The sequence below is a fragment of the Pseudomonas sp. MWU13-2105 genome, assembly GCF_023242315.1.
GTDB lineage: Bacteria > Pseudomonadota > Gammaproteobacteria > Pseudomonadales > Pseudomonadaceae > Aquipseudomonas.
The window spans coordinates 21,173-39,600 of record NZ_JALLIY010000001.1; the positions used below are offsets into that span (position 1 = coordinate 21,173).

At 60.5% G+C, this 18,428-nt stretch carries 20 protein-coding genes; 8 read left to right on the top strand and 12 right to left on the bottom strand.

Annotated features, from left to right (window positions below; translation table 11 throughout):
- Positions 1–72: 72 nt before the first annotated feature.
- Positions 73–936 carry a LysR family transcriptional regulator gene (locus M5B96_RS00115; RefSeq protein WP_248794496.1) on the top strand — a complete coding sequence of 288 codons (864 nt, stop codon included), beginning with the start codon at positions 73–75 and terminating at the stop codon, positions 934–936.
- Here the strand turns inward: M5B96_RS00115 and M5B96_RS00120 are convergent, their stop codons facing one another.
- From M5B96_RS00120 to M5B96_RS00160, 9 genes are all read right to left on the bottom strand, one after another.
- The gene (locus M5B96_RS00120; RefSeq protein ID WP_248794497.1) at positions 937–2,061 is read right to left on the bottom strand and encodes an HPP family protein; all 1,125 of its coding nucleotides are present in this window, start codon (positions 2,059–2,061) and stop codon (positions 937–939) included.
- Between the two features lie 264 nt (positions 2,062–2,325).
- Complete coding sequence (locus M5B96_RS00125) at positions 2,326–3,135, bottom strand: alpha/beta hydrolase (protein WP_248794498.1); 810 nt, start codon at positions 3,133–3,135, stop codon at positions 2,326–2,328.
- 145 nt (positions 3,136–3,280) lie between these two features.
- Entirely contained in the window at positions 3,281–3,712 is a 432-nt protein-coding gene (locus tag M5B96_RS00130) for a hypothetical protein (RefSeq protein ID WP_248794499.1), read from the bottom strand.
- Positions 3,713–3,816: 104 nt separating this feature from the next.
- Positions 3,817–5,094, bottom strand: a complete 1,278-nt coding sequence (locus M5B96_RS00135) for a diguanylate cyclase domain-containing protein (protein WP_248794500.1) — start codon at positions 5,092–5,094, stop codon at positions 3,817–3,819.
- A gap of 82 nt (positions 5,095–5,176) precedes the next feature.
- Positions 5,177–5,815 (bottom strand): LysE family translocator, encoded by a 639-nt coding sequence (locus M5B96_RS00140; RefSeq protein ID WP_248794501.1) that lies wholly within the window; start codon positions 5,813–5,815, stop codon positions 5,177–5,179.
- Between the two features lie 40 nt (positions 5,816–5,855).
- Positions 5,856–7,013 carry a phospholipase D-like domain-containing protein gene (locus M5B96_RS00145; RefSeq protein WP_248794502.1) on the bottom strand — a complete coding sequence of 386 codons (1,158 nt, stop codon included), beginning with the start codon at positions 7,011–7,013 and terminating at the stop codon, positions 5,856–5,858.
- Position 7,014: 1 nt separating this feature from the next.
- Positions 7,015–7,593: a YceI family protein gene (locus M5B96_RS00150; protein WP_248794503.1), complete on the bottom strand. Its 579-nt coding sequence runs from the start codon at positions 7,591–7,593 to the stop codon at positions 7,015–7,017.
- 64 nt (positions 7,594–7,657) lie between these two features.
- On the bottom strand, positions 7,658–7,987 hold the full coding sequence (locus tag M5B96_RS00155; RefSeq protein ID WP_248794504.1) for an amidase: 330 nt from the start codon (positions 7,985–7,987) through the stop codon (positions 7,658–7,660).
- Positions 7,984–9,084: a serine hydrolase domain-containing protein gene (locus tag M5B96_RS00160; protein WP_248794505.1), complete on the bottom strand. Its 1,101-nt coding sequence runs from the start codon at positions 9,082–9,084 to the stop codon at positions 7,984–7,986. The genes M5B96_RS00155 and M5B96_RS00160 overlap by 4 nt, the downstream gene beginning before the upstream one ends.
- A gap of 361 nt (positions 9,085–9,445) precedes the next feature.
- On the opposite strand from M5B96_RS00160, the gene olsB reads away from it, so the two are divergent.
- Both olsB and M5B96_RS00170 read left to right on the top strand, forming a co-directional pair.
- Positions 9,446–10,201, top strand: coding sequence for an L-ornithine N(alpha)-acyltransferase (gene olsB, locus M5B96_RS00165; RefSeq protein ID WP_248794506.1), 756 nt, complete (start codon positions 9,446–9,448; stop codon positions 10,199–10,201).
- Positions 10,201–10,992, top strand: coding sequence for a lysophospholipid acyltransferase family protein (locus M5B96_RS00170; protein WP_248794507.1), 792 nt, complete (start codon positions 10,201–10,203; stop codon positions 10,990–10,992). The genes olsB and M5B96_RS00170 overlap by 1 nt, the downstream gene beginning before the upstream one ends.
- Positions 10,993–11,127: 135 nt before the next feature.
- Here M5B96_RS00170 and M5B96_RS00175 read toward each other — a convergent pair whose 3' ends face one another.
- Positions 11,128–11,721, bottom strand: coding sequence for an ACP phosphodiesterase (locus M5B96_RS00175; RefSeq protein WP_248794508.1), 594 nt, complete (start codon positions 11,719–11,721; stop codon positions 11,128–11,130).
- A gap of 156 nt (positions 11,722–11,877) precedes the next feature.
- On the opposite strand from M5B96_RS00175, the gene M5B96_RS00180 reads away from it, so the two are divergent.
- The 4 genes from M5B96_RS00180 (at position 11,878) to M5B96_RS00195 (ending at position 15,240) form a co-directional block, all read left to right on the top strand.
- Complete coding sequence (locus tag M5B96_RS00180) at positions 11,878–12,180, top strand: ArsR/SmtB family transcription factor (protein ID WP_248794509.1); 303 nt, start codon at positions 11,878–11,880, stop codon at positions 12,178–12,180.
- Positions 12,181–12,195: 15 nt separating this feature from the next.
- On the top strand, positions 12,196–13,362 hold the full coding sequence (locus M5B96_RS00185) for an MFS transporter (RefSeq protein WP_248794510.1): 1,167 nt from the start codon (positions 12,196–12,198) through the stop codon (positions 13,360–13,362).
- Positions 13,363–13,399: 37 nt separating this feature from the next.
- Positions 13,400–14,449 (top strand): alkene reductase, encoded by a 1,050-nt coding sequence (locus tag M5B96_RS00190; RefSeq protein ID WP_248794511.1) that lies wholly within the window; start codon positions 13,400–13,402, stop codon positions 14,447–14,449.
- Positions 14,450–14,721: 272 nt separating this feature from the next.
- On the top strand, positions 14,722–15,240 hold the full coding sequence (locus M5B96_RS00195) for a DUF4523 domain-containing protein (protein ID WP_248794512.1): 519 nt from the start codon (positions 14,722–14,724) through the stop codon (positions 15,238–15,240).
- A gap of 93 nt (positions 15,241–15,333) precedes the next feature.
- Here M5B96_RS00195 and M5B96_RS00200 read toward each other — a convergent pair whose 3' ends face one another.
- Both M5B96_RS00200 and M5B96_RS00205 read right to left on the bottom strand, forming a co-directional pair.
- Positions 15,334–16,218 (bottom strand): DMT family transporter, encoded by an 885-nt coding sequence (locus M5B96_RS00200; RefSeq protein ID WP_248794513.1) that lies wholly within the window; start codon positions 16,216–16,218, stop codon positions 15,334–15,336.
- Between the two features lie 159 nt (positions 16,219–16,377).
- Positions 16,378–17,010, bottom strand: coding sequence for a TetR family transcriptional regulator (locus M5B96_RS00205; RefSeq protein ID WP_248794514.1), 633 nt, complete (start codon positions 17,008–17,010; stop codon positions 16,378–16,380).
- A gap of 254 nt (positions 17,011–17,264) precedes the next feature.
- Here M5B96_RS00205 and M5B96_RS00210 point away from each other — a divergent pair, with 254 nt between their 5' ends.
- Positions 17,265–18,428, top strand: a complete 1,164-nt coding sequence (locus M5B96_RS00210) for an efflux RND transporter periplasmic adaptor subunit (RefSeq protein ID WP_248794515.1) — start codon at positions 17,265–17,267, stop codon at positions 18,426–18,428.

Here is an 18,428-nt window from a genome sequence, read left to right on the forward strand (position 1 = left end):
AAGCTCACCCAGACTCACCTTTACAAGGCCCGCCCCCGCGTGGCTCCATAAGGTATTTTTGGGCGCATACGCATGGATATCGAGCTGGCTAAAACCTTCCTGGAAATCGTCAGATGCGGCAGTCTGATTGCCGCCGCGCAGCGATTGCATGTGACCCAGACGGCGATAACCGCCCGCGTGCAAAAGCTCGAAAGCAGTCTCAACAGCAGGTTATTCGTACGCAATAAAGCCGGTGCCAAACTGACCGCGGACGGGGAAGCCTTCGTTGTCTATGCCAACCAGCTGGTACACACCTGGGAAGCCGCGGTCAGGGATCTACCCTTGCCCGAAGGCTTTCATAAAATGTTGCATATCGGTGGCGAAGTCAGTTTATGCAATCCGCTGATTCTGGATTGGGTTGGTGAAATCCAGAAATCCATACCGACGCATGCCATCAAAACAGAAATCCGGGACGGCTCAACGCTATTGCGGCAATTGGAGCTTGGCCTTCTGGATGCGGCCCTGGTCTATCAACCGGCCTACTGGCCCGATCTGCAAGTCGAGCAGATTCTCGAAGAGAAATTGATCCTGGTCCGCCTGATCGCCAAGCCTGAACCTTATGTCTACATCGATTGGGGCGATGGTTTTCGGCAAGCCCACGATGCGGCCTTGCCGGAGAAGGCCAAGGCGGCGCTTTCCTTCAACCTGGGACCGGTGGCCCTGCAATATATTCTCGACAATGGCGGATCGGGCTACTTCAGAACCCGAGTGGTGCAATCCTATATTGAAAGCGGCATTCTTGAGCGCGTCAGCTGCGCTCCTGAGTTCAGCTACCCGACCTTCCTGGTCTACTCCCGTAGCCGATCATCCGTCGAACTGCAGCTCGCCATAAAGCTGTTGAAAGACATTGTCACTCGCGATAGCGATTGGTCTCAACGCTGGGACCCGCTGATCTGACTAATGCAGGTGCACGATCAGGTCGCGGTGCAAGGCCGCGATCAAGTCCGTCTGTGTAATCACCCCGACAAACAGGTCATTTTGCAGAACCGGGATACAGTGCAAGCCCTGCGTTGACAATAACGGTATCAGCTCAACAATGTGGGTCGTTGTCGTCACGCAGGTCACCGGGGCGTGCATGATGTCTTTCAACAAGGTTTTTTTCTTGACCCCGAACACACCTGGCAACCCGCTGCTCCGACTGGTTGCCGGGTGTTTGATAATATCCGTCAGGCTGATGATACCGACGATATGTTTTTCCTCATTCAGCACGGGCAAGGTTTTGATGTGGTGATGCATCAGGATCCGCACCGCTTCTTTGATCGTGGTTTCCGACGTCCCTGACAGCACATCCTTCGACATGATCTGCGAGGCCTGGATATCCCCCATGCTTCGTCTTAACGCGTGCTTTTCAGTGGATCGAATAATTCTTTCCAGGTCCTCTCTCGTTACGTCAACAAATCCGTCAACATCCGCCAAAGCTGCGTCAAGGTCATCACTATTGAAACCGACCCTCTCGAACGGAGGGATATCCCGGGTGTGATTGATCTCTGCCGCTGGATTGATATGGGCCTTGGGATAACGCACGCCGGTCAGATTATTGAATACCAGTGCGCATCCCAAGAGCGTCGCGGCATTGAGCATCACCGGATAAAAGACCTGCAGGCCCAAGGGTGCCAGATCGGCTTGAGACAAGACCACACAAAGCGCAACAGCCCCGCCGGGAGGGTGCAGGCAGCGCAGAACACACATCGCCCCAATCGCCAACCCCACCGCGACACTGGCGCTTAAAAAAGAATGGCCGAGTAGCGGCACCGTAATCAATGCAGCCACCGTGGCGACAAAATAGCTGCCGACTATCGACCAGGGCTGAGCCAGCGTGCCGGTAGAAACCGCGAACAACAAAACAGCCGATGCGCCGACTGGCCCGACAAGATGAAGTGTCAACTCCAGCCCATAGAAGTATTGGCACACCAGCGACGTGACAAGAACCCCCGCACACGCTCCGACTGACGCGCGCAACCACTCCCTGGGCTTGGTATTGGATGATGCCGGGTAAAAACCCGAGAAGACAGACTTGAGCATTTTTCACGCTTAATAAAAAGGCTCATTGATATCAATGAGCCTGTGTACCGGGGGAGGCACGAAAAGAGCATTCCCTGGAGAATCAGGTCGCCATTTTGGCAACACTGAAACCAACAGACAAACGCAAAATATTGCTATATGAATGCATTTTTTTTGATATAAAAAATCAATACTTTCATCCGCCCTAACTTTTTTCGAGTACCCGCGGCCGCCACGAACAGGCTCTTACCACCTGATGGAGAAGGCCTTTTCCGAGGAGTGAGGCTAGTGGGCCGAGTGAACCTTGACCCAGTCACTCACCTTTTGCACCACGACGCTCTCGACTCCGTTGTAACCATGATGCGCCATGGCTTCACAAGGTTTACCGGAGTCGTCCCCACCCTCTATCGTGATCAGTTCCTTGGCCGGGGCAGAAGAAAGATGGCCAAGAAGCCCCTGCGTCAATTCATAGGGGGTAACACGGCACCCATCATCACGATGATGCACAACCAACACCGGCACCTTGATACGAGACAGATCAAGCGCAGTGACGCTGCCCTCCCCCTCGAGAATGCTTGACGTCAGAACCACGCCATTAAATAAACCATCCGATGCAAACTTTACGCTGACCGATGCTGCGGAAGTCGTTCCACGACTCGTACCGACCAGCCATAGCGGGATATTGGATTTCTTCTTCAGAAACTCGGCGACATAACGAATATCCTGAGCGTATCTATAACTGTCCCGCGCAAGCCCGTCTGAGGGCATATCGACGACTGCAACTTGAAACCCTTGAGCCGCCCATTGATCGCGCGTCCGGACTAGAAAGTTATTCTTGCCCGTGCGGATATCCCCATTATCACTGATACCAAGTTGACCATCCCCCCCAGAAAACAAAATCAAACTGGCTAGCGGGTGCTCTGGTGTTATTAGAATAAATCGTTCCGTCACCCCTGGCCGCGTAGCCAGGGTATTTGTGGTTGTCGTCATCGCCGCCAACGCCGGAACGGCAACGCAGCTGATCAGTAGTACTCTGACAATCCAAGACAGGCGCAGCAGGACAGCGAAACGGGTGAGCTTTGCGAAGAATGCCATGAACGACCTCTGACCTGTTCAGATCCTTTGGTGGGAGTAATGGCAAAGTGACCACTCTTGAGAGTAGACACAAAACTGAACAAAGAAAGGTCGTCCCCCAAAGGGCATACCAACACAAGATCGTGATCAAGCCTTGCCGCCTGAATCAGCCTTTGTTGCCTTCAGCCTGCTTCTTCAAGGCCGAGATCAACGCGCCATTTATCGTGGCCAACGACCCGTAGAGGGTCGACAACTCACCATTCAGCGCGGTGACTTGCTGCGCCTTCTGCTCCGGACTCATGTTCTTGTTCGCCAGAAGCTGCTGCAATTGGGCCTGTTTCTCGGCGATCATCTTCTGCAACCGCTCGATCTGCTTGCGCAGTTGCTTGATATGTTCCGGCTCCGAACTGGCCGCCTGGGCCTGGTCGGCTTTGGACGCGCTGATTCCGGCACCGGACAGGTTGACTTTGACCCCTGCCGAGCTGCCGGCCTCGACCTTGCTGTCCTTATCAGCCCCCTTGGACGGCTCGGTATCGAACGGGGACGGCGCGGGGACGACACTGGGAGTATTGATGTTGACGCTGCTGATGGAAACCATGACCAGAACTCATTCAGGTTTGTGTCTCCAAGACATCGACCTGAAATCAACGAACTTTAGCGATATTGTACAAATCCAGATACAACCACCGGCAATCGCCGCCGTCAGTGCGTCACCACACCCCGCTTGACGCCATACATCGCTTCATCCGCATGTTTGAACAGTTGCTGCGCTTCTTCGCCATTTTCCGGATACAGCGCAATCCCGATACTCGCCACGATGCTCAGGTCGAAAACCGCCCCTGGCACGGGCTCGCCAAGCAGGTGGCGAACCTTGTCGGCCACTCGGCTCGCATGCTCCGGCTGCTGCAAATGTTCCAGCAGGATGACAAATTCGTCGCCGCCAATACGCGCCACGGTGTCGGTATCCCGGACACATTGTTGCAGGCGTCGAGCCACTTCCTGCAACAGCAAGTCGCCCACCGCATGCCCGAAGCTGTCATTGACCTGTTTGAATTTGTCCAGATCGACATAAAGCAACGCCAGTAGCCCGCCCTCGCGCCGAGCCCGGACCAACGCAGCCTTCAGACGCTCCTGAAGGAACGCCCGGTTGGGCAGGTGAGTCAGTTGATCGTAGCGCGCCATGTACTCCAGACGCGCCTGCAGTTGCTTGCGCTCGATAGCCGCCGCAACCTGGGCCGAGACGAATTGCAGCAGTTCCTGGTCGTGTTCGGTGTAGCGCTCGCCGCCGCTGCTTTTCACCAGCAGCGCACCAATGGTGCCGTTCTGTGAATTCAACGGCACACCCAGGCAGGAAGGCGCGCCTTCGATGTTCAACAGCAGTGGCTGGCCGCTGCGCACGACCTCGGCACAATTATGGTCGAGCGCATTCGGCGGGCGTCGATCATCAATGTGATAGGGGAAACTCAGCTGGTCGCGCTGCTGATCGTAAAGCGCCACGCAGAAGTTCTCCGCCGGCAACCATTCGCCGATGATCCGGTGCACCCGCTGGAACAGCGCCAACAGATCCTCGGTGGCATGGGCTGCTTCGGAAATTGCGTAGAGCGCAGCTTGTCGGGACTCCGCCAGCTTGCGTTCGGTGACATCCCGGGCCACGGCGATGCGCAACTGGTCGACCTCGGACCAGCGGGCCGACCACATGATATGCACCACCTGGCCGTCCTTGCGCACATAGCGGTTCTCAAAATACGGCTTGGGCTGCCCGCCCATGATTTCGCTGGCGGCCATCAACGTGCGCTCCCGGTCTGCCGGAAGCACCAGGTTGATCATCGGCATGCCGATCAACTCATCCTGGGTGTAACCGAAGATCCGCTCACAGGCGGCGCTGACAAAAACGAACCGCCCTTCGATATCGACCGCGCACACGGCGTCCATCAACAGGTCGATAAAGCTGGCCAACGGTGTGACAGTCTTGGATTCCATCAGAAAGAGATCGCCCAAAAAAAGTAAGCGTCAACGTCTATCCATGGAAATACCGGCTTCCTGCCCTCCCCTTGCAGCAGATTCAAGCCTTGTGCGGCATCAACCCCGGCAGTGCATGGACCAGCGCATTGATGGCGAAGCCGATAAACATCACGCCACATAAGCGGGTGATTATCAACTCATGCCGCTGGTAAAACGCCCTGACCCGCCGAGCGCCGACCACACCGATGAGAATAGCGTATGCCACGACACCGCCAAGGAAACTGAGAAAAATCAGCCACGGCAGCATTGACCACTGCAACAGCTCGGCACGACTGGAGAGCAAGGCGGTGAAGGTCGCGACCGCCACCGGGTAGGCCTTGGGGTTGGTCAGGCCGAACAGGATGCCGTGCACGAAGGGTTGCCGGGCCGCGCCCTGGGGCGCCTCGGCGCTGGAGCGGCGGGTACGGATCGCCCGCAGCCCCAGCCAGAACAGGTAAAGACCGCTGAGCACACCGAGGATATCGAACGCACTGCTGCCGATTTCCCGAGCGCCGACGATGGCCACCAGCGCCGTGCTACACCAGATCACGTCTCCCAACAGGTGCCCGCAGAGAAACCCCGCACCGGCCACCCGTCCGCGTGCCGCACCGATGCCGAAGACCGCCAGCACGCCAGGCCCCGGGGTAATGCCATAGATAAAGCCGGAAGCGAGCACAGCTATGAGCAACGAAGAAGTCATCGGCAGTTCCTGGGCGCGGGGCGTGCGGGATCGGAGTCTATCAATCCCGCCGATCCAGCGCATTGACTACCAGGCGGTCGACCCAACCCCACAGCCGCTGCTTGACCCGCCGCCACAGCGGCCGGGCCTTCCAGTCCTGCAAGCTGACCGGCTGGCTGAGGGCGAAATCGTTGAGGAAGCTGGCCTCCACCGCCCGGGTCAGCGGCGGGTCGAGGGCTTCGAGATTGGCCTCAAGATTGAAGCGCAGGTTCCAGTGGTCGAAATTGCACGAGCCAATGCTGACCCAGTCATCGATCAACACCATTTTCAAATGCAGGAAACAAGGCTGGTACTCGAAAATCCGCACTCCGGCCCTGAGCAAACGCGGGTAATAACGATGACCGGCATAACGCACCGACGGATGGTCGGTACGCGGCCCGGTCAACAACAGTCGCACATCGATGCCGCGGTTGGCGGCCCGGCGCAGGGAGCGGCGGACTTTCCAGGTCGGCAGGAAATACGGGGTTGCCAGCCAGATCCGTTGCTTGCCGCTGTTCAGCGCCCGCACCAGGGAACGCAGGATGTCGCGATGCTGCCGGGCATCGGCATAAGCCACCCGGCCCAGGCCCTGTCCGGCCGGCGGAACCCGCGGCAGGCGTGGCAGGCCGAAAGGCGCCAGGGGCTTCCAGGCGGCACGCTGCTCGTTGGCCAGCCATTGACGGTCGAACAGCAGTTGCCAGTCAAGCACCAGCGGGCCGCTGATCCGCACCATGACCTCATGCCATTCGAAGCCGTCCTCACCCGGGGTCCAGAACTCATCGGTGACGCCGGTACCACCGACCACGGCCATGGACTGATCCACCAACAGCAGCTTGCGGTGATCACGGTAGAGATTGCGCACCCAATGCTGCCAACTCAGGCGATTGTAGAAGCGCAACTCGACCCCGGCCTCGACCAAGCGTCGACGCAGGCCCAGGGTAAACGCGAGGCTGCCGTAATCATCGAACAAGCAGCGCACCCGCACACCACGTTCAGCCGCCTCGGCCAGCGCCCGGACCATGGCTTCGGCGCAAGCGCCGGCCTCCACCAGGTAAAGCTCCAGCTCTACCTGGCATTCGGCCCGGGCAATCGCCTCAAGCATCAAGGGGAAGAAATTCGGGCCGTCGATCAACAGTTCGAAAGCGTTGTCGGCCCGCCAGGGGAAGATCGCGCCGGCCATGTCAGCGCGCCGCGAAAATCAGCACCGCGCCCACCGGTACCGACAAGCTGATGGCCGCCAGACCGGCGGCCTTGCGCAACACCGACACCCCCGGTACCAGGTCGAAGTCCTCGGCATGCAGTACCAACGGCTCCAGGGTCACCACCTGGAACCGCCGGTCATCCAGGCGGGTCGCCAGCAGTTCGGCGTTGTAGCTGTGCTCCTTGCCGCGCAGCTTCACCAGCAGCGGCAGGCGCAACTCCAGTTGCGCGCCGGGGGCCAGGTCGTTGATGGGCTGGATATTGATCTGTGCGACGATTTGCGCCTCGGGCCAGGTCTTGATCCCGAACAGGTCGCGACGCAAACGCTCGTCACGCAGGGGTATGCCGGTGCTGACCGACTCCAGCTCCACTTCCAGGGTCGCCACGCCCTGGCGATCAACCTTGCCGTGCAGGGTCAGGAAACGGTGGACTTCAGAGATATCGGCGCTGTGGGTGGTGACAAACGACAGCCGCGAGGACTCGTTGTCCAGGTACCAGTTGGCTTGGGCCGGTAGGGCGAGCACCCCGAGCAGGGCCAGAAACAGGCGGGATCGGTGCATGCAAGCTCCTGATTGAACGTAGGCACCACCTTACCCGCCCGGGATAGAGGTGGCAAACCAGCGATCAGGGCTCCAACCGGCAGCCCTCGCGCGGGCCGACCCAGACAGCGCTGCTGCTCCGTCCCAGCCCCCGGGCGGTGACCCGGTGCTGTTGGGGATCATCGTGGAAGTCACTGACTGGCACTGATTGTTTGACGTAGCCCAGGCAATAGTCCGCCGAATTGTTCATCACATAACGGCAGGAACAGTACTCCTTGGCGGTATAGGCGCTGATGATTCGCGGAAAAGCCTGCAAGGCCAGCCGCTCATGCCAGGTCCAGGCGCCCAGGGCGAGCAACAGCACCAGCAGCAGGCTGACCCACGGACGCCGGCGTACAAATCCCCGGAGACTCACGGCGTCACCGTCGGCGCGAACGCCGCCAGTGCGCGCTTGAGCAGTTCGTTGTGGCGATAGCTGCCGTCGCGGTCATCGCCGTAGCGCACGATGATCAGGTCCGCGCTGGGGATCACGTACAACACCTGGCCCCAGTGGCCGAGGGCGGCGAAGGTGTCCGGAGGAGCATCCGGCCAGGGCTTGGCGGCGCCCTTGAGCGAACGATTGAGCCACCACTGGCCGCCGCCCACGGCTTCGTCCTGGCCCGGTTTATAGCCGGCGAAGGGGCGCCGGTTGAAATTCACCCAGGCCCTGGGCAGTAACTGCCGCTCTCCCCAACGTCCCTCGCGCTCCATCAGCAGGCCGATGCGCGCCAGGTCCCGGGCCGTCATATAGACGTAGGACGATGCGACGAAAGTACCGCTGGCATCGCGTTCCCAGACCGCGCTGCGAATGCCCAGCGGGTCGAACAGGGCGGTCCAGGGATAGTTCGGATAACGCTTGGCGCCGACAATCCGGCGCAAGGCGGCGGACAGCACGTTGCTGTCACCGCTGGAATAACGGAAGACCCGCCCTGGCCGGCTGTACTCGCCATGTGCCGCGGTATAACCGGCCATATCGGCGTGTCCCAGGGTGTAAAGCATCGCCACCACCGAAGACTTCAGCGGCGCGTATTCGTAGTCCTCCTGCCAATCGATACCGGAGGACCAATTCATCAGATGTTCCAGGCTCACATGGGGATGGGCGCGCATCGGGCGGTAGAAGCGTGCCGCCGAGTCATGCAACTGGAACAAGCCTTGGCCATAGGCCACGCCGAGCACGCAGGCCATCACGCTTTTGCTGACGGACCAGGTGAGGTGCGGGGTATTGACGTCGGTGGGACCGGCATAACGCTCGTAGACGATCTGGCCGTGGCGGATCACCAGCAGCGCATCACTGCGAACACCTTTTCGCGTGTCATCGTCGCGAGCTGGGAATGCGTAGGACTCCAGGGCTGCAACCTCCGGCCCGGACACCTGTGGCCCCTGGGACCAATCTTCAGCCGGCCAGACCTCGGCCCGCGCGGTCATGCTCAACGCCAACAACAAGGCAGGAAAAAAGGTCGAACCCTTGGACATGGAGCCCGCTCGAGGAAATAGCCTCGCACCAGCCTAAGCGCATTTGATGACAATCCGGGTGCACGGATTCTCCGAGGCTGGACACAGATCCTGTAGGAGCGGGGCTTGTCTGATCACCGCACCGCCGCGAAGGCGTCCTTGAGAACGCCAAAAGCTTCGTCGGAACGCCGCCCGGAGCAAGCCCTGCTCCTAGAGGTTTTGTGGCGTATTCAAGATATCAACACCTTGAGTGTCCGCTCCCGAGCCCCCTGTCATATAAGCATCACCAAAGCTTCATGGCGATGACACCGGGGCTAAATAGCCTGACTTTGCACAACAAAGTCGACTGGCCGCACCCCTGGCCGGCAACCGGAGACTCGTAATGACCCAGATCGCCCGCATCAGCGACACCGGCAGTGAACGCCGCCTGCAAGCCGAACGCCTGCTGGGCGCCGCGGCATTGCAAGAAGCCCAGGCCTTGCGCTTCAACGTCTTCAGCGGCGAATTCAATGCCAAGCTCAAGGGCGCTGAACTGGGCCTGGACATGGATGATTATGATGTGCACTGCGCCCATATCGGCGTGCGCGACCTGAACAGCGGCCGCCTGGTGGCCACCACCCGCCTGCTCGACCACAAGGCCGCCAACACCCTGGGCCGCTACTACAGCGAAGAAGAATTCAGCCTGCACGGCCTGGGTCATCTGCAAGGGCCGATCCTGGAAATCGGCCGTACCTGCGTCGATCCGGCCTACCGCAACGGCGGCACCATCGCCGTGCTCTGGGGCGAACTGGCCGAAGTCCTCAATGAAGGCGGCTACAGCTACCTGATGGGCTGCGCCAGCATCTCCATGCAGGACGGTGGGATCCAGGCCCAGGCGATCATGCAACGCCTGCGCGAACGTTACCTGTGCACCGAGCACTTGCGCGCCGAACCGAAAAAACCGCTGCCGTCACTGGATATTCCCGGCAACGTCATCGCCGAAATGCCCCCGCTGCTCAAGGCCTATATGCGCCTGGGCGCGAAGATCTGCGGCGAGCCGTGCTGGGATGAGGATTTCCAGGTGGCCGACGTGTTTATCCTGCTCAAGCGCGACGAGTTGTGCCCGCGCTACGCTCGGCACTTCAAGGCGGCAGTCTGATGAGCCGCCTACGGGTTTACGCCCGGATAGCCCGGGTGCTGCTGGTGGTGGCGCTCGGCCTGAGCATGGCCAGCATCTTCGGCGTGTTCGAACGCCTGAAGATCGCCAACTCCATGGTCCGGCGGCAACGCTGGTCGCGCTTTTTCATGGCGCGCCTGAGCAATGCCCTGCCCTTTCGCGTCACCGTGCGCGGCGAGCTGCCGAGCCAGCCGATGCTGTGGGTCAGCAACCACGTGTCCTGGACCGATATCGCCTTGCTCGGCGGCTTGACTCCGCTGTCCTTCCTGTCCAAGGCCGAAGTACGCACCTGGCCGGTAGCCGGTTGGCTGGCCGCGAAAGCCGGCAGCCTGTTCATTCGCCGCGGTTCGGGGGACAGCCAACTGATCCGCAAGCAGATGACCCGTCATCTGGAGCAAGAGCACCCACTGCTGATGTTTCCGGAAGGCACCACCACTGACGGTCGTTCGCTGCGCACCTTCCATGGTCGCCTGCTGTCGGCGGCGATCGATGCGGACGTGGCGCTGCAACCGGTGGCCATTCGTTATCTGCGCGACGGCAAGCCCGACCTGCTGGCCCCGTTCATTGGCGACGACGATTTGCTCTCGCACCTGATGCGCCTGTTTTCCAACGACCAGGGCGACGTGGAAATCCAGATACTCGAACCGATCGCCTGCAACGGCCAGGAACGTGCGGCACTGGCCTTCCAGGCGCAGCAGGCGGTGCAGATGGCGTTGTTCGGCGAGGTGGTGGAAGTGAAGCGTTCGGTACCGCGCCAGGCCGAGGCGGCCTGATCAACGCGTTCGCCCGCACTCGACTGGAATACTCGAACACCGCGTAACCTGTAGGAGCCAGCTTGCTGGCGATAGCTATCTGATAGTCGACATCGTAGTCGCTTGAAAAATCGCCATCGCCGGCAAGCCGGCTCCCTACAGGGGATCGCGTGCATTCAGGATATGAGCGTGGGAAAACGCCTGCAGCTCGGGGTAGAACAGCCGAAAGTCCTCGCTCAGCGGCTCATACAGCCCTTCCAGCTCGCGCATCGCGTGCACCAACTCCTCGGGACGCGACAAGCGCCGCGAAATCCCCCGCAACACCGGCCCCAGCACCTCGAAATCGCGGTAGGAACCCAGCCAGTCATTGGCCGCCATATAGGGCGCGATCTCGGCCAGGCGCCCCGGCAGGTTGCGCTCGCTCTCCAGCACGCGATAGACCTGGGCGGTAAAGCTGTCCAACTCGCCCTCGGCATAGAGCGCCCAATCCCGTGCCAGGCAGTGGTCGAAAAACACATCCAGGACAATCCCGGCATAACGTCGCCGCGTCTGGGAAAACCGCGACAAGGCCTGCCCCACCAAGGGATGCCGATCGGTAAACACATCGATGTGACGATGCAGCTGAATCGCCGCCTCGATCGATGGCGTGAATTGCCCTTGCACGCGACCTTTGACGAAGTCGCCATAAAGGCTGCCGAGCAGTTGTTCCGGGCGCTGACCGCCCAGATGCAGGTGTGCGAGATAATTCATGAGCGACAGCTTAGCACCCCGCCAGCCTATATCGTTATAACCCGATATAGCGAACAACGCTGAGATCAGATCAAAATCATATTGGTGTATCGCGAAATACCGATATATATTTCGCTCCATCGCGATATAACGTTTTACCCACCCTGAGCAACGACCATGCCCCTTGACCTCGACGAAATAATAAAAGCGCTGGCACACCCAGTACGCCGAGACATTCTCAGCTGGCTGAAAGACCCGAAAAACCAGTTCCCCGAGCAGTACCACAACCATGAGTACGGCATCTGCGCCGGACAGATCGACCAGCGCTGCGGTCTGTCGCAATCCACTGTGTCCGCGCACCTGGCGACCCTGCAGCGCGCCGGGTTGATCACCAGCCAGAAATCCGGCCAATGGCACTTCTTCAAACGCAACGAGGAAACCATCCAGGAGTTCCTCCGCATCATGAGCCAAGAGCTCTAATAAGGACGGTACAAGATGCCCCTTTCGTTACTCATCCTGGCCCTGAGCGCTTTCGCCATCGGCACCACCGAGTTCGTCATCATGGGCCTGTTGCCCGACGTGGCGGCGGACCTCGGGGTGTCGATTCCCGGCGCCGGCTGGCTGGTGACCGGCTACGCCCTGGGCGTGGCGATCGGCGCACCGTTCATGGCCATGGCCACCGCGCGGCTACCGCGCAAGGTAGCCCTGGTCGCGCTGATGGGGATCTTTATCGTCGGCAACCTGCTCTGTGCCATCGCCAGTGATTACAACGTGCTGATGTTCGCCCGGATCATCACCGCCCTGTGCCACGGTGCCTTCTTCGGTATCGGTTCGGTGGTGGCGGCCAACCTGGTGGCCCCGGACAAGCGTGCTTCGGCGGTGGCCCTGATGTTCACCGGTCTGACCCTCGCCAACGTGCTCGGCGTACCGCTGGGCACCGCGCTGGGCCAACAGGCCGGCTGGCGCTCGACCTTCTGGGCGGTGACCGTGATCGGTGTGATCGCGCTGATCGGCCTGATCCGTTACCTGCCGGCCAAACGCGACGAGGAAACACTCGATATGCGCGCCGAACTGGCCGCGCTCAAGGGCGCCGGACTCTGGCTGTCCCTGAGCATGACCGCACTGTTCGCCGCCGCCGTGTTCGCCCTGTTCACCTACATCGCACCGCTGCTCGGCGAAGTTACCGGCGTCTCGCCACGGGGCGTGACCTGGACCCTGGTGCTGATGGGCCTGGGCCTGACCGTCGGCAACATCATCGGCGGCAAGCTGGCGGACAAGAACCTCGCCGCGACCCTGATCGGCGTGTTCATCGCCATGGCCGTGCTGGCCACCGTGCTGACCTGGAGCAGCCTGCTGCTGATCCCCGCCGAACTCACCCTGTTCCTCTGGGCCACGGCCTGCTTCGCCGCCGTGCCGGCGCTGCAGATCAACGTGGTGACCTACGGCCAGGCCGCGCCCAACCTGGTCTCGACCCTGAACATCGGCGCCTTCAACGTCGGCAACGCCCTTGGTGCCTGGGTCGGCGGCAGCGTCATCGCCCACGGCTTCGGCCTCACCAGCGTGCCCCTGGCCGCCGCGGCACTGGCGGTCCTCGCACTGCTGGTGACCCTGATCACCTTTCGCCAGAACGACAACGACGAACTCGCTCCCGCTACCCACTGACTGCTGCTATCAACTGTTACCCACGAGGCTTGTACACATGGCAACTATTTTCGATTCGATCAAACTCGGCGACCTGCAACTGCCGAACCGCATCATCATGGCTCCGCTGACCCGCTGCCGCGCCGATGAAGGCCGTGTACCCAACGCCCTGATGGCGGAGTACTACGTACAGCGCGCCTCCGCCGGCCTGATCCTCAGCGAAGCCACCTCCGTGACCCCGATGGGCGTCGGCTACCCGGACACCCCGGGTATCTGGTCCAACGACCAGGTCCGTGGCTGGGCCAACGTGACCAAGGCCGTCCACGCGGCGGGCGGACGGATTTTCCTGCAACTGTGGCACGTGGGTCGTGTATCCCACCCCTCGTACCTGAACGGCGAACTGCCGGTCGCGCCGAGTGCCATCCAACCCAAGGGCCATGTCAGCCTGGTGCGCCCGCTGTCGGACTACCCGACCCCGCGCGCCCTGGAAACCGCTGAAATCGCCGACATCGTCGATGCCTACCGCGTCGGTGCGGAAAACGCCAAGGCCGCCGGCTTCGACGGCGTGGAAATCCACGGCGCCAACGGCTACCTGCTCGACCAGTTCCTGCAAAGCAGCACCAACCAGCGCACCGACAACTACGGTGGCTCCCTGGAAAACCGTGCGCGCCTGCTGCTCGAAGTGACCGATGCGGTGATCGAAGTCTGGGGCGCCGGCCGCGTCGGCATGCACCTGGCGCCACGCGCCGACTCCCATGACATGGGTGACGAGAACCTCTCGGAGACCTTCACCTACGTCGCCCGTGAACTGGGCAAGCGCGGTATCGCGTTTATCTGCTCCCGCGAGAAAGAGGCCGACGACAGCCTCGGCCCACAACTGAAGGAGGCATTCGGCGGCCCTTACATCGCCAACGAACGTTTCACCAAGGACAGCGCCAACGCCTGGCTGGCCAGCGGCAAGGCCGATGCGGTGGCCTTCGGTGTGCCGTTTATCGCCAACCCGGACCTGCCAGCCCGCCTGAAGAGCGATGCGCCGTTGAACCCGGCGCACCCGGAAACCTTCTACGGCAAAGGCCCGGTCGGCTACATCGACTACCCGACGCTGTAAGCCGCACCCGGCAAGACCCGCCAGCAGAAGCCCCGGCCCGCAAGCGTCGGGGCTTTTTCGTGGACGATGGCAAGGCAAGCGCCTTCAACTCGCCGCCTTATTGATACGACCCACCTATATTGAGGAATAAGCCTACACACGGAACTGCCCTTTGCTCCGCGTATTTCCGGGAACAAACCCCATACTTACCCAATGCCGGGTCGGAATCGGCCAGGCGCGCAGGGTCATGGGATGACGCTGCCTCAAAGACCTCATTAAAAGGAATTAATCCGATGACTCCCCTCTTGCAGTCCATCAGCCTCGCCCTGTTCTGCGCCATGCTCTCGGGCCTGATTTCACTGACCGCCTTCGCCACGGGCAGCCCTGGCACCGAGCACTTCGGCTCTGGTGCGTCAGAACCCGATCCGGCAAAACCGGGCTTATCCAAAATAATCACGTCCATCGAAATCAGCAACAACTCCCCCGAGGCCCTCGAACTCCTCGGTACCGGCCTCGACTTGGCGGGTGCTTCGCCGTCAAGTTTCAACATTGCCAGCGGCGAGAGCCGTGAACTGGTACTGGACGGTCCGAGGGCCTGGTTCATCTACGGCGCCGGGCCGCGCAAGTGCCGATTTGTCGCCCAACACAGGCTGCAGGAACGCTTCGCCCACACCCAGCGCCCGAACTACCTGCCCATCTGGATCAGGAAGGCCGAGTCCATCGGTGAACGCCAAGCGTCCTGCAGGGCACGCTTGAGCAAAACCCTCAAGGCACCGCCCTACAGCTACAACGTCAAGTTCAGCATGAGTTGAGCGGGAGCAGCAGGCACAGCAAATGACCATTGCGTCCAAGAGCTGGATCAGCCATTGCCAAGAGAAACGCCAATCTCGCCAACAGCCCGGTTCTCAGCGCTTGCGCTGGCCCCAGGCCACTGCGAGCCCACTGAGGCAGATCACCGAAATGCCCGCTACGCCGAATGCATCCGGCATGTGATCGAAGACCAGATAGCCGTACATCCCCGCGAAGAGAATTTGCCCGTAGCTGAACGGTGCCAGCATCGCTGGCGCCGCATGTCGGAACGCCTGGGTCAACAGCATGTGGCCGAGCATGCCGCAGGTGCCCAGGCCGAGCATGAACAGCCCATGCCCCCAGGTGGGGGTACTCCAGAAAAACGGCAGTAAAGCCGTCATGATCAGGCTATTGAGAATACCCGTGAGAAAGTTGCTGGTGGTCGGGCTGTCGACGCCACTGAGCATCCGCGTCAGCAATTGATAGAAGCCAAAGCACAACGCCGAACACAGTGGCAGGGCTATCGCCGGGGTGAACAGGGCACCACCGGGACGCACCACGATCAGCACGCCGACAAAACCGGCAATCACCGCCGCCCACTGACCGCGACCGACCCGTTCACCCAGCAGTGGCACGGACAAGGCCGTCACCAGCAAGGGCGCGAGAAAGTTGACCGCCGTGGCTTCGGCCAAGGGGATGTAGCGCAGTCCCGTGGTGAAAAACAGGCTGGTACCGATCAGGCACAACGCCCGCAACAATTGCAGGCCTGGCCGTTTGGTCCGGACCACGGCGGAGAAGCCGCTGCGGGGGACAAAGATCACCAGCATCAGAAAGGTGTGCACCACGTAGCGCGCCCAAACCACCATGACAATGGGATAGAACCCGGACAGGTACTTGGACAAGGCATCGTGACTGGCAAACATCAGCACCGCCAGGCCGATCAGGGCAATGCCCTTGAGCGGCTGCTCGGAACCCTTGTGCAACAAATCGGGCACACTCATTCACAAACTCGCAACACATTCGCTACAAAATACGTAGCTTACTAACTACCAAGATAGCGCGCTCGGGTAGATAATAGCCCGCTGCTGTCCGTCGACACGACGCGTCAACTCTACTCGCGTCCGACCCTGATACAACTAGAATCAATTACGCATTTTGACTTAATTGCGCAGGCCGGGACTCAAGCGCAGCATATCCAGCCCGGTATCGACCAGACGTTCCGCTTCCGATTGCAGTTCAAAGCTGTCGGAGACCAGCAGCCATTGAGCAATGATCCCATGGATATACGCGTGTATGGCGATGGCGGCGCGGGGCGGGTCGAGATCTCCCGGCAATTGCCCGCGGGCAACGGCATTGCGCAGGGTCAGACCGATCTTCAGATTGCAGTCCACACTGGCGGCCTGGCGCTGACGGCGCAGGTCACACATTTCATCGGTGAACTCGCACTTATGAAACAGAATTTCATTGATTCGCCGGGTCTGGGGGTCCATCGCAACCTGACGAAGCACATGAATCAGCAACGTGCGCATACAGCCCAGCGGATCGCTTTCCTCTTCGCTCTCGCTCGCCCGGGCCAACGCATCCAAGGGTTCGTGGAGGCTGTCCAGCATCGCCTGGACCAGTTCGGCCTTGTTGCTGAAATGCCAATAGATGGCCCCCCGGGTCACCCCCGCCAGGGTTGCGATATCGGCCAGGGTCGTACGCGCCACACCACGCTCATAGAAGGCTTTTTCGGCAGCTTCGAGTATCTGTCTCCGGGTCTCCTGAGCTTCTTCTTTGGTGCGACGGACCATGGCAGTAAAACCTCAATCAGGGTGCCACGGAGCAATGCCGGGCTTCATCAGGACTTAATGACGGGAGGCGATCGTTGTGCCTTTTCCCGGGCTGAATTACATGCTTTGTAACTATTTCTGCGCAAAGCGCAAGTATTTACAAACAACCATGAATGTAAGTATATTCATTAGCAACCTATTTATCCACCCGGATCACCCTTCTTACCCTTCCACTTTTCTTGTGCGCATCGTGCGCGCCTGACCCGAGGATCTTCATGCAACTCAAGCCAGCTGTTACCGCTCTGGTCACTGCCGTCGCCCTGGCATCGCTGCTCAGCGGATGTAAAGAGGAAAAGGCTGCTGCGCCAGCCGCCCCTCCCGCGCCTCAGGTCGGCGTCGTTACCCTGCAAACCCAGGCCTTTACCCTGACCTCCGACCTGCCCGGTCGCACCACGGCCTACCGCATCGCGGAAGTCCGTCCACAGGTCAATGGCATCATTCTCAAGCGTCTGTTCAAGGAAGGCGGCGATGTCAAAGCCGGCCAGCAGCTGTATCAGATCGACCCGTCGGTCTATGAGGCGACCTTGAAAAGCGCCGAAGCGAACCTGCAATCGACCAAGTCGATTGCCGATCGCTACAAGCAGCTGGTCAATGAACAGGCCGTCAGCCGTCAGGAATACGACACCGCCGTGGCCAATCGCCTGCAATCGGAAGCGGCCCTGCAAAGCGCCCAGATCAACGTGCGCTACACCAAGGTCTACGCCCCATTGTCCGGACGCATCGGTCGTTCTTCGGTGACCGAAGGCGCGCTGGTCAGCAGTGGCCAGACCACTGCCATGGCGACGATTTCGCAACTCGACCCGATCTACGTCGACGTTACGCAATCCACCGCCGAGCTGCTGCAACTGCGGCGCGAGCTGGAAAGCGGGCGCCTGCAGAAAGCCGGCGACAATGCCGCCTCGGTCAAGCTGACCCTGGAAGACGGCAGCCAGTACAAGCAGGACGGCAAGCTGGAGTTCTCCGAAGTCACAGTAGACGAAACCACCGGCTCCGTGACCCTGCGCGCGGTGTTCCCGAACCCGGATCACACCCTGCTGCCTGGTATGTTCGTGCATGCCCGGCTGCAGGCCGGAGTGAACAGCGCGGCGATTCTCGCCCCGCAACAAGGCGTGACCCGTGATCTGAAAGGCAGCCCGACCGCGATGGTCGTCGGCCCGGACAACAAGGTCGAACTGCGTCAGCTCAAGGCCAGCCGCACCGTCGGCAACCAATGGTTGATCGAAGACGGCCTGAAAGCCGGCGATCGCGTGATTACCGAAGGTCTCCAGTTCGTCCGTCCTGGCGTTGAAGTCAAGGCCAGCGAAGCCACTAACGTGAAGGCAGCCAACCCGGCACCTGCCCCGGCCACAGATAAAGCCGCAGGCAGCAAAGGGGAGTAA

Coding starts and splice junctions, on each gene's coding strand:
- M5B96_RS00115 (WP_248794496.1), top strand. CDS start 73: ATGGATATCGAGCTGGCTAAAACCTTCCTGGAAATCGTCAGATGCGGC.
- M5B96_RS00120 (WP_248794497.1), bottom strand. CDS start 2,061: ATGCTCAAGTCTGTCTTCTCGGGTTTTTACCCGGCATCATCCAATACC.
- M5B96_RS00125 (WP_248794498.1), bottom strand. CDS start 3,135: ATGGCATTCTTCGCAAAGCTCACCCGTTTCGCTGTCCTGCTGCGCCTG.
- M5B96_RS00130 (WP_248794499.1), bottom strand. CDS start 3,712: ATGGTTTCCATCAGCAGCGTCAACATCAATACTCCCAGTGTCGTCCCC.
- M5B96_RS00135 (WP_248794500.1), bottom strand. CDS start 5,094: ATGGAATCCAAGACTGTCACACCGTTGGCCAGCTTTATCGACCTGTTG.
- M5B96_RS00140 (WP_248794501.1), bottom strand. CDS start 5,815: ATGACTTCTTCGTTGCTCATAGCTGTGCTCGCTTCCGGCTTTATCTAT.
- M5B96_RS00145 (WP_248794502.1), bottom strand. CDS start 7,013: ATGGCCGGCGCGATCTTCCCCTGGCGGGCCGACAACGCTTTCGAACTG.
- M5B96_RS00150 (WP_248794503.1), bottom strand. CDS start 7,593: ATGCACCGATCCCGCCTGTTTCTGGCCCTGCTCGGGGTGCTCGCCCTA.
- M5B96_RS00160 (WP_248794505.1), bottom strand. CDS start 9,084: ATGTCCAAGGGTTCGACCTTTTTTCCTGCCTTGTTGTTGGCGTTGAGC.
- olsB (WP_248794506.1), top strand. CDS start 9,446: ATGACCCAGATCGCCCGCATCAGCGACACCGGCAGTGAACGCCGCCTG.
- M5B96_RS00170 (WP_248794507.1), top strand. CDS start 10,201: ATGAGCCGCCTACGGGTTTACGCCCGGATAGCCCGGGTGCTGCTGGTG.
- M5B96_RS00175 (WP_248794508.1), bottom strand. CDS start 11,721: ATGAATTATCTCGCACACCTGCATCTGGGCGGTCAGCGCCCGGAACAA.
- M5B96_RS00180 (WP_248794509.1), top strand. CDS start 11,878: ATGCCCCTTGACCTCGACGAAATAATAAAAGCGCTGGCACACCCAGTA.
- M5B96_RS00185 (WP_248794510.1), top strand. CDS start 12,196: ATGCCCCTTTCGTTACTCATCCTGGCCCTGAGCGCTTTCGCCATCGGC.
- M5B96_RS00190 (WP_248794511.1), top strand. CDS start 13,400: ATGGCAACTATTTTCGATTCGATCAAACTCGGCGACCTGCAACTGCCG.
- M5B96_RS00195 (WP_248794512.1), top strand. CDS start 14,722: ATGACTCCCCTCTTGCAGTCCATCAGCCTCGCCCTGTTCTGCGCCATG.
- M5B96_RS00200 (WP_248794513.1), bottom strand. CDS start 16,218: ATGAGTGTGCCCGATTTGTTGCACAAGGGTTCCGAGCAGCCGCTCAAG.
- M5B96_RS00205 (WP_248794514.1), bottom strand. CDS start 17,010: ATGGTCCGTCGCACCAAAGAAGAAGCTCAGGAGACCCGGAGACAGATA.
- M5B96_RS00210 (WP_248794515.1), top strand. CDS start 17,265: ATGCAACTCAAGCCAGCTGTTACCGCTCTGGTCACTGCCGTCGCCCTG.